Below are 14063 nucleotides of genomic sequence, written 5' to 3'. Positions count from 1 at the left end.
CACGTCATCGCTACGGCGATGTAGGCAAGAGATAAAGTTATGATCAAGAAGCGTTCATCACGCAAGCCAATCGTTGGAAAGGCGCGACGTCTGGGCGCATCGCGACACTCACCGGCTTGCAAGGGCTTCTTCGGAAGGCGATCGCGTCTTGAAGCATTGGTCCAATCAATCCGACACGGATAGATGGCAACGGCAAAACTCAGTCGACATCCATCCGTACTAGCAACACTGTCTACCTAGTACCCAAAACGGATCATCAAGCCTTTTGGCGGAAAGTCATCGGATTATCGCGGCATAGACGATATACTGGACTTGTTCGCGGTAGTACTTCCGGATTTCCCCGGGCGCTGCCGTTCCGACCACCACGACCAGACGCTCTTTTGGGTCGCAGAAGAATTGTGTGCCGTAGGCGCCGGTCCAGGTGAACTCTCCTGGATTGCCCGGAACCGCTGAGAGCCCCCCGGTTAGCCGTACAGCCACTCCAAGCCCGAAGCCGAAGCCGGCACGATGCGGCTCAACATTGGCGACTTTATTTTTGATCTCTGGCCCAAGGTGGTTGGAGATCATGTGGCCCACCGTCCTCGGACCAAGAATTCGCTGCCCGTCCAGCTCCCCGCCATTGAGCAGCATTTGTCCAAAGCGCACGTAGTCACCCACTGTCGCAAATGCGCAGGCTCCCCCGCAGTCAAACTTCGTCTGGCTTTCGAGGAGTTCGATTTCTTGCGGCTTTCCCGTCAGGGGGTCCTCCGAAAATGGACGCGCGAGGCGCTCGCGTTGCCATTCCGACAAATGGAAAGTGGCATCTCGCATTTTGATGGGCTTCCATAGGTTGCGGGTGAGATAGTCGCCCAATCGGTGTTCGCTGACCTGTTCAATGACAGCTCCCAGCACATCGGTCGAGAAGCCGTATTCGAATTCAGTCCCCGGTTGGTGCGCTAGCGGCAGCTTGGTAATCGCTTCGATGAAAGCCTGCTTATCGCCCCTTAGGGGCGGATCGGCGAAACCGGGATAGACACGCGCCACTTGGTCTGAGCTGCTGGGCGCACCGTAGGTGAGTCCGGATGTGTGACGATAAAGATCGTGGATGTAGATCGCAGAACTCTGTGTTCGCAATTCTAATGAGCCGTCATGCTGCGGCACTGCCACCTTCATGTTTGCGAATTCCGGGTAGTAATCCGTAAGCTTGGCTTGTAGAGGCAGGCGACCTTGCTCCATGAGGATGAGCCCCGCAACGGCCACCATCGGTTTGGTCATAGAAGCAAGCGCGAAGATCGCATCGAGGCGCATCGGCCTTCCTTTTGCGGGGTCGAGTTGGCCGTACGCTTTGTAGTGAATCAACTTTCCGTCTCTTGCGATTGCAACCACCGCGCCTGGCACACGTTTACTTGCGATCTCACGAGCGAAGAAGTCGTCTAGCTTGGCAAGGCGCTGCTGAGAAACGTCTAGCTCATCGGCCGCTGCTTCGGGCAGAGGCGCGGAGTGCACCGAATTGAAAGCGACTCCAGCAGCTGCCGTGGCGATAGCAAGCTTGTTCATTGTACCCTCGGAAGGTTGACTGGGCGCAGTTTGCTAGACTGCTGCCCGGCATTATCGGATATGTCGGACGGCAGCGCTAAGACGATTCGGTGCCCCTCCTGGCACAGTGTCTGTCGATGAGCGCCAAAGTGAAGATTGTCGCAAAGGCGAACATCACCATACCGCCCGCAACCAAACTTGCCTCACGCCAGCGCGACGCTTGGACGAAGTCTACGACGTAGGCCGACAACACCTTGGTGCGCCCAGGAATATTGCCGCCGATCATCATGACGACGCCGAATGTGCCGATCGTATGAGAAAAGCCAACCACGGCGGCTTTAATGAATTCCAGTCGCGCCAGTGGCGCGGTGATGGCAATGAAGGCATAGAACGGCGGAACGCGCCCGGTCGTATCCAAGGGGAGATCGCCTATCGCAACAAAGGCGTTACGGATCAGCTGCACGACCAACGGCAGCGCCGAGAGGACCGATCCGACCACGATTCCGGCGAAGGTAAAGGCAAGCGTGTGCTCGCCCCAGAAAGAGGCGAGAACGCCACCCGGTCCGTGGGGGCCGAGCAAAACGAGGACGCAAAAGCCGAGAGCCGTTGGCGGCAGCACCAGCGGCAGGACGATCATCGTGGCCACCGCCTCGCTCGCAAAGGTCTTTGAGCGCGCTAGCCACCAAGCGAGGGGCACACTGATCAAGAGAAGGATCACGGTCGTCACACTGGCGAGCTCAATCGTGAGCGCAAGGGATTGCGAAATCTCTGCCCAAACCACATCCATCTGCGTCAGCCCGCCAGGGAGCGCGGGCCGACGTATCGTGACAGTGATGGCCTGCACGTGCGGCTCACGCGGCGAGGTGGCGCGAATCGCCAGTTGGTCGCGCCGCAGCTCGTGGCGGCCGCCAAATTCACGCGCTTCGTTTGTGCGAGCAAGAGCAGCATCGCAAGTCTCATCGACAACTCCAGTGGCAGGTCCGCTTCGGTTCATATGACGGCGGCAACTTCTCATTTGTCATCAGCAATTCCTGTGCCGGGTGCGAACAGTGGCAGCTCTATGAATGCGAGAGACATTCGCGTGGACGGCGACGTCACTTTGGAGGGGACCTAACACTCTGTCAGGTTTTCGGCATCTTTGTTCCCGAGCAGACAGCGACGGCCCTGCAACGAAGCGTTAGAATTTGTCGGCCGAAGAGATGCCTGTGTAGTTGGTCGACGGCTCGCCGCGCCGGTAGTGGAGCGGACCGCAGGAAGCCCGCCGTTTGGCAGCAACACGAACGCGTTAGCTGAGAACTCGTTGTAAGGCTGCTTCTGCGACGGCGCAAAAGGCGCGAGGGGCCGCGAGCGAGACGGCCTCGTGACCGCCCTGGCCAATGCGGATCGTCAGCACAGGCCTGGAGACAAACGCCCCGTGCACACCGAGCTTTGCCGCCACCCACAACGCAGTTCATCCATCAAAGGCTTTTACGAACAATCTTGTTTCCCAAGCCGCGCTTCCATCCGGCAAATGTATGCAATCCAAACTATCGATTTTACGGATGCCCCGGGTTGTTGCATCGATCTCAGCACTGTGTGCATATCGAGCACGCTAAGGCCCCCAGTCGAGACGTAACTCCGCCGATGCGCGCTACGCTGCAATTATTTGTTCGACCTTGCGAATGCGGTCCGCGCTCGACTCAGCCAATGCCGCCCAGGCAGACGACTTGTCCACGACTGATCAAATCGGCCGCAGTTTAGGCATCTGGTGCATATCTTGCTTAACGAGAATGGACAACGTAACTACACGCCTGCCTTTGGAATGACGCGCCGGCTCCCGGAACCGTCTTCAATCGGACACGGCTAAAATGATGAGTCTCGTATGACGCTGCCGCCTCTGAAGCGCGGCGGCTCACATTCGAGTATATTCGGGAAGGAAGCGTCATGACCACCATGGCAACTGCGGCGCCTGCACGCGCGTCGCAAGTTTGGTATAAGATACTCTACGTTCAGGTGCTGATCGCGATCTTTATGGGCGCCGTAGTCGGCTGCCTCTGGCCATCTCTAGCCACCAACGACTGGATCAAGGCTCTCGGTGACGGGTTCATCAAGCTCATCAAGATGGTGATCGCGCCGATTATTTTCTGCACCGTCACATCTGGTATTGCGCATATTCAGGATGCGAAGAAAGTTGGGTGCGTCGGCGTCAAGGCGCTGTTCTATTTCGAGATCGTGTCCAGCTTTGCCTTGCTGTTGGGCCTTGTTATGGGCAATCTCGTCCAAATCGGCCATGGCCTTGCGGTCAAGCCGGATGCTGCGGCGGTCGCCAATTACGTCAAGCAGGCGGAAGCTTCGAAGACCGTCGACTTTTTTCTCAACATCATTCCCGATAGCGTGGTCGGCGCCTTCGCTCGCGGGGATGTTCTGCAGGTTCTCCTGTTCGCGATCCTTTTCGGCTTTTCTTTGATGGCTCTGGGAAAGCGTGGGGAGCGGCTGCGCGGCATGATTGACGACGTCGCGCACGCAGTGTTCGGCGTAATCGCTATTGTAATGAAAGCGGCCCCGGTCGGCGCCTTCGGCGCCATGGCGTTCACGGTCGGCAAGTTTGGGCCGGCAGCACTCGGTAATTTAATCGGTCTGATCGCGCTTTTTTACTTAACAGCCGCGCTGTTTGTTGTGGTGGTGCTCGGCCTGATCGCGCGCCTCGTCGGCTTTTCAATTTTCAAGTTCCTTGTCTATATCAAAGACGAGATTCTGATCGTGCTCGGTACTTCGTCCTCCGAAAGCGCGCTGCCGCAATTGATGGAGAAGCTCGAGCGGCTGGGCTGCTCGAAGACGGTCGTCGGACTGGTGGTGCCAACTGGCTATTCCTTCAACCTCGACGGCACTAACATCTATATGACGCTTGCAACATTGTTCATTGCCCAGGCACTCGGGGTGGATCTCTCCTTTAACCAGCAGCTCACGATCTTGCTCGTGGCAATGCTGACGTCGAAGGGAGCAAGCGGCGTCACCGGCGCTGGCTTCATCACCCTCGCTGCGACATTGTCGGTGGTAAACCCGGCGCTTGTGCCGGGCATGGCAATCGTGTTTTCGATCGACAAGTTCATGAGCGAGGTGCGCGCCCTGACCAACATCATCGGCAATGGCATCGCGGCCGTGTTCGTATCCTGGTGGGAAGACGAGCTAGAGCATGGGACGCTGCAGGCTCGGCTCAACCAGCCCACAGCTTCGACCACTATCGACCCTACAAGCACAATGAAGTAGGTCCCGGACCTCAACCGCCACCATCCGACACGAATTGACTCAATCGGCCAAGCCGACTTAAGGCGAGCCGGCACTTTCTCCTGCGCTCTCCAGTGCACAGCTGTTGCTCCCGCGTCGCGGCCGGGCAGCTCCCCCTGAAAAGCACGCGATCAAAGAAATAGCGGCTTCCTCAGGGCGCCTCTTTGGCGGTCCAGGCTATCTCCATTTGAACTGCGGCGTGCCGCCCACGGCACCGTCGGTTCGGCGTCATGTCGGCGCTCGATTCCAGCGAAACCAATTGGAAATGAGTCCTCCGCAGCTAGGCGTGATGGCTTAGTCGCACAGGCAACACTCGCGCAACTTTTCGTTCCTGTCTCGGCACATGAAGGTTGCGCTTTCCTTCGCAGACTGTGCCGGGGTCGGCCGCTTGTTTTCTGTTCTTTGCCGGTTCGGAGCGGCGCCTGATCGTTTAGCTTCAACCTCTCGGCTGAACTAGATCTTCGGCCCTCGTTCCGGGGGCGTAAGGAGGGCGCATCGGGGGGCAGGCTCGAACGAATGCCGGGAGGGCTATCGGCAGGGGCGGAAAGCAGAAGTTTCAGCTTCGAGTGCTGCCCGTCAGCCGCACCTCATCGAAAGTTTAGGACAACTATACGCATGTTTATAATGCGTTTTTTCCCCGCACGTGCTGAGTTCGGCAGTAGGTGATCAATCTCGGACACGCTCGACCAAAGCGTCGAAGATTGCCCCATTTTTGCCTAAAATGCTATAGCTCTCCCGCCGGAGAACAGCCGGACGGTCTCAAAATGTCTATCCAGATCAGCAGTCTTAAACGTTCAGCCCCTCAGTTGACCTTCGGCGGCATAACGCTAGCCGCTGTTACATTAAGTTGCGTATACCTTAATGCCCATTTCGCCGCGACGGCGTTCGCCTATTTGTTAGTAGTCTTGCTATTTTCGTTGATGGGCAGCTTCATCGCGTCATCCGCGCTTTGCATCATGGCAATCGCTGCTCTCGCATACTACTTTGCGCCGCCGGCGTTCAGCCTGCAAATCGATGCCCCCCGCGATCTTCCAGTGGTTGTCGCATTCTTTGTTGTCTCAATTGTAGGAACGTACCTGATCGGAAAGCTCCGCCAGGAAAGAGAGGCTGCGCGTGTGGCTGCGGTCAAGCTTCAGCGTAGCGCGGCGGATTTGGAGGATCGTGAAAAACGGTGGCGAGCAATCTTCGAGCACAATCCGGCCATGTACTTCATGGTGGATGAAGCCGGCACTGTCCTTAACGTCAATACATTCGGCGCGACACAACTCGGCTATGCTCCTTCAGAACTGATCGGCCACTCCGTGCTCGGCATATTTCTTGAGGAGGATCGCGCATTCGTTCACAAATGCATTCGGGCGTGCCTTGAGGATATTGGACAATCGCGCACGTGGGACGTCCAGAAAGTCAGGAAGGACGGCTCCGTATTGTGGGTACGTGAAAACGCCAAGGCCATGCTTTGGGCCGACGACCGGCCCGTTGTCCTTATCGCCTGCGAAGATGTCACAGAGCGAAAGCGGACCGAACTTGCCCTGCAGCGGAGCGAAGCGCATTTGGCTCAAGCGCAGGAGTTGAGTCATACAGGCAGCTTCAGCTGGAACGCCACCACTGGCGAGGCGTTCTGGTCAAAGGAAACATTTCGGATTTTCCAATTAGATCCTCAAACGATCCCCTCGCCGCAGCTTGTCGTTGATCGCACTCACCCAGATGATAGGGCTTCGGTTAAAGAGGTTATCGATGCAGCGATGCGAGACTTGAGCGGTTTCGAGCACGAGTATCGATTGCTGCTGCCAGACGGCTCTGTGAAGCACATCCGTGCAAAGGCACGGCTCACGAGAGCCGCTTCTGGTGAAATCGGGTTTGTTGGGGCAGCTACCGATATTACGGCAGCGAGGAGAGCAGAACAGCAGTTGCGTCGCAGCGAGGCCTATCTGGCCGAGGCCCAGCATCTCACCCACACAGGCAGCTGGTCCTGGGACGTGCACGGGCTAGATTTCGTTTATCGGTCCGCGGAAGTTGATCGATTGTTCGGCTTTGAACCACAAGAGCCGGTATCGATAGAGACCATTCGCTCGCGCATCCATCCGGAAGACTTGCCACGGTTACAGGAGGTGCAGCGCCAGGCGAGAGAAAAGGAGCAGGAGCGGTTCGAATATGATTTCCGTATTCTTCTGCCAGATGGCAGGACAAGGCGCATACACTCCGTTGCGCATGTTGTCGCCGCTAGCGATGGTAAGGTCAGCGAGCTGATCGGAACCCATATGGATGTCACCGATCAACACGCAGCTAGGGAACGCCTGGAAAACACACTTGTCGCGCTGCGCGAAAGCGAACAGCGCTTTCGCGACTACGCCGAGACAGCTTCCGACTGGCTCTGGGAGACCGGTCCAGATCATCGGGTCACCCGCTTATCCGAGCACACCAGCACTGCAGGAATTTTGGCCACAGGATTGATGGACCTGCTTCGCTGGGAGATTGCGTGCGACGTCGAAGACGAGCCCGAAAAATGGCGGCAGCATCGGGCGACGTTGCAGGCGCGACAGCCGTTTCGGGATCTCGTCTACCGTACCGTGAATCGCATGGGATCTCCGATCTACGTCCGCACCAGTGGCAAGCCTTTCTTCGACGGAAACGGTAATTTTCTGGGCTACCGTGGCGTCAGCACTGACATCACAGCCATCATTCGCGCCGATCAGGCCGAACAAGACCTGAGAAAGGCACAGGCGGAGCTTGCACATGTGACGCGTGTAACGACGTTAGGAGAACTGACAACCTCCATCGCCCACGAGATAAACCAGCCACTCGCCGCTATTCTCACTAACGCCGATGCGTGCCTCGGCTGGATGGCTCGCGAAACTCCCGATCTTGCCGAAGCGCGCTCTTCAGTGGAATGGATCATCGAAGATGCGATCCGGGCAAGCGAGGTGATCCGGAGTGTTCGCGCACTCGCGAAGAAAGGCGAGATTGAGATGGTGCCGCTCGGCATTAATGATGTCGTAAGGGACGCCATAGCGCTGGTAACACGAGAGCTGGTGAGCCACCGGGTGACGTTGCGAACCGAGTTGGCGACCGTGCTGCCCAGGATCCTCGGTGATCGAATTCAGCTACAACAGGTGATCATCAATCTGGTAATGAACGGAATCGAGGCGATGGACGCAATTACAGACCGGCCGCGCGAACTTCTGATTCAATCATCCAAGGACGATCTGGGGCGCGTGCAGCTTGCCGTGGCCGATTGCGGCGTCGGGATCGCTGAGAAGGACGCTGACCACGTGTTGGACCCCTTCTTCACCACCAAGTCGAGTGGCCTTGGAATGGGACTTTCGATCTGCCGATCTATCGTGGAAGCTCACGGAGGGCGGCTGTCGCTTCTTCATAAAGATGAACCGGGCGCGACCTTTCAGTTTGTCCTGCCCGTGCATAAGGAGGCCCTCCAGTGACAGGACCATTTGACTCGCTAGGTGAGAGTAGCAATGCCGAGGCCTCGACGAAGGCGATCGTCTTTGTCGTTGAGGATGACATCTCCGTGCGCCGCTCGCTTACTAACCTTTTTCGCCAGGTAGGATTGGAGGTCGTTGCGTTCGGATCGGCCCGGGAGATGCTGCAGAGCACAATTCCGGACGTCACAAGCTGTCTAGTTCTTGATGTCCGGCTGCCAGGCCTGAGCGGCCTTGACTACCAGACCGAGCTGGCCAGGTTGAACATACACATCCCGATCATTTTCATCACCGGTCACGGCGACATTCCCATGACCGTCAGGGCCATGAAGGGAGGTGCGGTCGATTTTCTCAGCAAGCCGTTCCGCGATCAGGAATTGCTTGATGCCGTCGTTGCGGCGACCGAACGCGATCGCAAAAGACGGGAAGCTCAGCGAACCGTCGCGAACCTGCAGTCTCTATTTGAGACCTTAAGCCCGCGAGAGCAGGCCGTGATGAAACTGGTCACGGCCGGCCTGATGAACAAGCAGGTAGCCGCCGAACTTGGGCTCGCCGAAATTACCGTCAAGATCTACCGGGGTCACGTCATGAAAAAGATGCGTGCCCGGTCGCTGGCCGAGCTGATCAGAATGAGCGAGACGCTGGGACTTCGTGCGAATCGTCCTGAACAAACGCAAGTATGATTTTACAGTTTCATCGCTCCAGCCCATGTTCGCCGAAGGTGGCTAACGCTTTGGCAGCCACTGTTCCTGCGTCAGGAGGGCTCATCTTGTCCACGCCTTTGATTTCCGTCGTTGACGACGACGCCTCAGTCCGCGCAGCGACAGGGAACCTCTTGAAATCGCGTGGCTACGTTGTGCAGATATTTGCGTCGGCCGAGGCGCTCCTGCGGTCGCCGCAGTTGAACGAGATATCCTGTGTCATTACCGATGTGCAGATGTCGGCTATGAGCGGGCTGGAGCTGCTGGCGCAAATGCGGACGCGTGGTTACGAAGCACCTTTCATTTTCATTACAGCGTTCCCCAGCGAGCGTGTGCGCACGTCAGCCCTGGAGGCGGGCGCAATTGGCTTCCTCGCCAAACCATTTGGCGGACAAGAGTTACTTAAGTGCCTCGACAACGCACTGAAGGCATATAGCGCCCGAGGCGGCATCTGATTCCAACCTGCAGCTTGAGTTCATGCCCGATCTAAAAGCTCGTGGGCAACAATCAAGCTGGCAAGGAATTCTCAGTCCAAACCCCAGCTTACCTCAAATATGCTAACGGCTAGCAATTTCTTACGCCTCCAGGCTTTACGGATTTGGGCGGCTGCAGAACAGACTATCCTGCGAGAGACGCTGGCGCGGACTCATTCCACGCCTACGCTCATGGTAATGCTGCCCCAGAGCCGTCGTTGCGCCTAAGCACTTCTTAGCTTCATCTGGAGCGAGGTTACCTATTCCATTGCAGAGCGGAGTTGCCCGAGTGCGCCCGGAACGCACGAGATTGGCTATGCTGGGCCCCACCGCGGTGACGACAAAAATGGAGCTTCGCTCGTAGCCCTCATGTCTTGCGCACCGCTTTTCTGGTGAGAGTGTTCTGCACGATCCTCGTGCTCACCGGATCGTTACGCCCGTTGACGCTTGCGGGCCCGGGTTGACCATTGGGCGCAGCTTCGCTGTACATTGTTGCGACCGACTCTCATCAGGCGTCCACGCCATTATTTGTTCGCAACCTTCATCGCCGGAAGACTTGTGGTCCAAGCCGTCCAACGTGCTCGGCGCCACACGTCTCGCCCCCCGGTTAGCGCGGGGGGTCAGAACAGGTCGTCGCCGCAGGCAAGCATTCTCAGCAATAGGCTTGTTCGATAGGCCCTATTTCGCAGGCGCGAACAATCAGCAACTGCTCAGCCAAGGAGAACTGAGGCGAGAGCATTCTGAGCCAAACAAGGCACTCTGAGCTAAACGGCGCCGGCGCAGAGGAGTGCGGAGCAGACTAGATCACTTCGGGCCAGACGCCCGGTGATTCATGGTTACATGAAATCATCCTCGTAATCGTATGTTGTAGCACTCGCTGGCACCTCGATTTTACGATCTTGGCTGTCGTCAGCTTTGCGAAGATACCGCGAAACGGTGCCTTCTCGCTGCCACTTGCCGTCGCCATTCCTCACCCACTTGTCTGACTTCACTGGGTCGAGGATCATGTTATCGGCGTCAATCTCGACGAACCCCATCTTTGCAGCACGGGCTCTTGCCTCCGGATTAGCCGGACGCAAATTCAGCAGTGGCCGTTCACCGGCGATTCCAAGTTGATGCTCGAGCAGAATATCGCCAGCGTTCTCGACAAGCGGATGAATGACCTGAAGATCTACAGTAGCGGTCGTCCCAGATCGCCCGGGAAACAGCTTCTGCCAGTTTTCGACCTCGAAATTCGTCATGCTGTCGCCCCCTTCCATTCGCAGAAGTCCGACACTCTCGCTTCCTAATTGATAGCTGAAGTATCGCGCGTTATCAGAATCTGAGCTTTTCCATACTTCTGTGCAACCTCTGCAGTTCGTGCCGCTTTCCGAGAGACGAAGTCCGAATATTCTTGTGGGTTATCGGCGATTTTCCTGATTTCGTCGCTGTGATAGCCCTGTGCTGCCATTCTGAACGACCTTATGGAGCTCTACGATAGGCGGGCTTGAATCAAGCCAATAGGGCCGTGTTGTCGAAGACGAAGTTCCGCTGGAGTTTGACGGGGCTAAACGCAGCTGCCGAAACGCATCGGCGAAACTGGCCGCGTCGTTTTGCTCATCAGCCTCGTCAAGGAAGAGGATGTGAAATAGGACGAGCCATTGATCCGATTATAGCAATTGGTGCTCCGGTCGGACATGAATTTCCACGTCTGGTTCAGGCTTGCTAGGCCCTGCGGCGCAGAAAGGGACTCAGGCTTACGAAAATCTAACGTGATGCTGCTGGCTGCCCTAACGTTAGCTGAGACAGGGCCTGCTTCTAATGGAACGACGGCGCGCTCGCGCATTGCCATTCACTAGGTTGGATGAGAAGCGAGTCGGATCCTCCTCGGTTGGGAACGGTCGATCCACGATTCACTGACGACGCCAATCGGATCCTTTTGCATCGATCGCGATACTATGCAGAAGGGCATTGTAGAGCGCGCGCTTCATGACGACTGCATCGCTACCCGTCCAATCCCAGCATACGGTTTGGAGCATCATCAGGGCAACCAGGGTGGAACTCCTGGCATCCTGAGCGGATTGCAAATGGCTCCTGAACGGCTTCGCCAGCACATTGCAAGCCGACGGCACCCCGAGCCGCCGCTAGGGTGGCCGATCCTACTACGCAAGGCGGGCTGACGGTAGCATCGCTCGAGGTTGCGAGACCGCACCGCAGCTACCAGCGACTCCGATTGGGAACTCGTGAGATCCATGACCCACAAACCGAGGAAAGGAGACGCAAGCCGAACGCGTCGGCACCGAAACTTGACGCTTCGATAGCAACACTGCATCCTCATTCCACAGTGACGGATTTCGCGAGATTACGCGGCTGATCCACGTCCGCGCCGCTTACGAGGCCGGTATGGTAAGCCAAGAGCTGGACCGGAATGGCATAGACCATCGGCGTAAAGCTTGCGACCATTGTCGGCAGAACGATGGTCACGAGCGTGTCCACCGTCGCTTCCGAAGCGCCCTTCGCATCGGTGATCAGGATGATCTTGCCGCCCCGAGCCGCCACTTCTTGCATGTTCGAAATGGTCTTCTCGAAAACGCCGTCGTAAGGCGCGATCACCACCACAGGCATAGCCTCATCAACCAGTGCGATCGGCCCGTGCTTGAGCTCGCCGGCGGCATAACCTTCTGAGTGGATATAGGAAATTTCCTTCAGCTTGAGCGCGCCCTCCAACGCCAGCGGAGCCGATGTGCCACGACCGAGGTAGAGTGCCGCCCTCGCGCCGGCGATATAGCGCGCGAGCTTCTCAATCTGCGGCTCGACCAACAAGGCCGCAGCGATCAACCGCGGCACCTCGACGAGCTCTTGCACGAGCTTCGATTCATCTAATTCAGACAGCTTACCTCGCTCTCTCCCTACTGCGATGGCAAGCACCGCCAGTACCATCAGCTGGCAGATGAATGCCTTGGTGGAAGCGACGCCGATCTCCGGCCCCGCCAGCGTCGGCAGAACGGATTCGCTCTCGCGCGCAATCGTCGACGTCGGGACATTAACTATAGATATCGTATGCAGGCCCTGGCCCCTGGCGTATCGCAACGCAGCTAGTGTGTCGGCCGTCTCGCCCGATTGCGAGATGACGATCGCGAGATCGCCCCGGCGCAGAGGCGCCTCCCGATAGCGGAACTCAGAGGCTACATCTATCTCGACAGACAACCGCGCCAGCCGCTCGAACCAGTATTTGGCGATGTGCCCGGCGTAGCTTGCCGTGCCGCACGCAGTAATTGAAATGCGCTGAATGGAATTGAAGTCGAATGGCAATGCGAGCGGCAGCGCTACCCGCTTGGCCGCCACATCGAGATAATGCGCCAATGTCTGGGCGACCACTGTCGGCTGCTCGTGGATTTCCTTAGCCATGAAGTGGCGATAATTCGCCTTGTCCGCAAGGAGAGACGACACAGCAAACTTTGATGTTTCCCGTCGGACGACACAGCCGTCTGCACCATAGATCACGCACGTCGCGCGCGTAAGCACGGCCCAGTCGCCGTCCTCAAGATAGGTAATGGTATTGGTCAGAGGCGCGAGCGCGATCGCATCAGATCCTAGATACACTTCGCCGTTACCATGTCCGATCGCGAGGGGCGACCCCTTGCACGCACCGATCAAAAGATCGTCGTGGCCCTTGAAAAGGAATGCCAACGCGAAGGCACCGCGCAAGCGCGGCAACGACGCCTGCACCGCATCCTGCGGTGAGTAGCCGTTTTTGAGGTAGAACTCGACGAGATGCACCACAACCTCGGTGTCCGTCTCTGAGTAAAACTCGGCTCCAATTCGTTCCAGCTCCGCTCGCAGCTCGCGGAAATTCTCAATGATCCCGTTATGAACGACCGCGACATTTTCCGTCGCATGCGGATGAGCATTGCTCTCGGTCGGCTTTCCATGAGTCGCCCAGCGGGTGTGACCGATTCCGCTTTGACCCACAGGAGGACTATAGCGCAACTGCTCCTCAAGGTTTCTCAGCTTACCTTGAGCGCGGCGGCGCTCGATACGGAGACCTTCGAGAGTAGCGAGACCCGCTGAGTCGTAGCCACGATATTCCAGTCGCCTGAGCGACGCGACCAACTTCCCAACGACCGGACCACGTCCCAAAATGCCAATAATTCCACACATATTAATCCATGCAGCCCAACTTCGAGGAGTCCGGCGTCCGCGCTATAGGAGCCCCGTGACAAAACTCGCTTGCCCGATAACAACGGGTTTCAAGTTCGGAATCTTCCGCGGGCGCCTTTATCGCATCTGCATTCGCCCGCGTGATTTAGATCTTTTCCAGCCATCGGCTTCATTTGTTCCTTTAGGTAGCTAGTCGAATAGACGCTGCGATGGTGTCGCCAACGCCGTAACCGCCTCGACGAAAGCCGAACGTGCAGTTGCGCCTGCACGCCGACATCCTGCTCGGCACAAACAGACTCACCCGGACTAATGAGCCATCTCGCGACCCTCCTTCTAAGTTTCCAAAAAAATGAGCAGCGATACCGGCCCCCGCGATGAAGTTGATGCGCAACAACTGAGTCTATGCATCTCCAGGATCGAGTCGAGAGAGCGGTCACGTTTGGTCTCGGCTTCTCTCCGCTTCAGACAGGAAAAGAACGCTGCCACATCCTCTACATGATCTGCTGGTGATACACGTGCGCGGCGGCTCTAGCTTC

8 protein-coding genes are annotated in these 14063 nt (G+C 57.3%); 4 read left to right on the top strand and 4 right to left on the bottom strand.

The window, feature by feature from the left end:
* Window positions 1-276: 276 nt before the first annotated feature.
* Both ACNJYD_RS07785 and ACNJYD_RS07780 read right to left on the bottom strand, forming a co-directional pair.
* Entirely contained in the window at window positions 277-1536 is a 1260-nt protein-coding gene (locus ACNJYD_RS07785) for a serine hydrolase domain-containing protein (RefSeq protein WP_439365813.1), read from the bottom strand.
* Window positions 1537-1612: 76 nt separating this feature from the next.
* Window positions 1613-2302, bottom strand: a complete 690-nt coding sequence (locus tag ACNJYD_RS07780) for a molybdate ABC transporter permease subunit (RefSeq protein WP_439367424.1) — start codon at window positions 2300-2302, stop codon at window positions 1613-1615.
* Between the two features lie 1136 nt (window positions 2303-3438).
* Between ACNJYD_RS07780 and dctA the strand changes: the two genes are divergently transcribed.
* From dctA to ACNJYD_RS07760, 4 genes are all read left to right on the top strand, one after another.
* Window positions 3439-4761 carry a C4-dicarboxylate transporter DctA gene (dctA, locus tag ACNJYD_RS07775; RefSeq protein WP_439365812.1) on the top strand — a complete coding sequence of 441 codons (1323 nt, stop codon included), beginning with the start codon at window positions 3439-3441 and terminating at the stop codon, window positions 4759-4761.
* Between the two features lie 782 nt (window positions 4762-5543).
* A complete protein-coding gene (locus ACNJYD_RS07770) occupies window positions 5544-8216 on the top strand; it encodes a PAS domain S-box protein (protein ID WP_439365811.1) in 2673 nt (890 codons plus the stop codon).
* Window positions 8213-8896, top strand: coding sequence for a response regulator transcription factor (locus tag ACNJYD_RS07765; protein WP_439365810.1), 684 nt, complete (start codon window positions 8213-8215; stop codon window positions 8894-8896). The genes ACNJYD_RS07770 and ACNJYD_RS07765 overlap by 4 nt, the downstream gene beginning before the upstream one ends.
* 86 nt (window positions 8897-8982) lie before the next feature.
* Window positions 8983-9369, top strand: coding sequence for a response regulator transcription factor (locus ACNJYD_RS07760; RefSeq protein WP_439365809.1), 387 nt, complete (start codon window positions 8983-8985; stop codon window positions 9367-9369).
* An 854-nt stretch (window positions 9370-10223) separates the two neighbouring features.
* On the opposite strand, the gene ACNJYD_RS07755 is transcribed toward ACNJYD_RS07760, so the two are convergent.
* Window positions 10224-10628: a hypothetical protein gene (locus ACNJYD_RS07755; protein WP_439365808.1), complete on the bottom strand. Its 405-nt coding sequence runs from the start codon at window positions 10626-10628 to the stop codon at window positions 10224-10226.
* Window positions 10629-11700: 1072 nt separating this feature from the next.
* The gene (gene glmS / locus ACNJYD_RS07750; protein WP_439365807.1) at window positions 11701-13527 is read right to left on the bottom strand and encodes a glutamine--fructose-6-phosphate transaminase (isomerizing); all 1827 of its coding nucleotides are present in this window, start codon (window positions 13525-13527) and stop codon (window positions 11701-11703) included.
* Window positions 13528-14063: the final 536 nt, after the last annotated feature.

Source organism: Bradyrhizobium sp. SPXBL-02 (genome assembly GCF_051853065.1).
In the GTDB taxonomy this organism is placed as follows: domain Bacteria; phylum Pseudomonadota; class Alphaproteobacteria; order Rhizobiales; family Xanthobacteraceae; genus Bradyrhizobium.
This window is presented reverse-complemented; position numbering and strand designations above follow the sequence as displayed.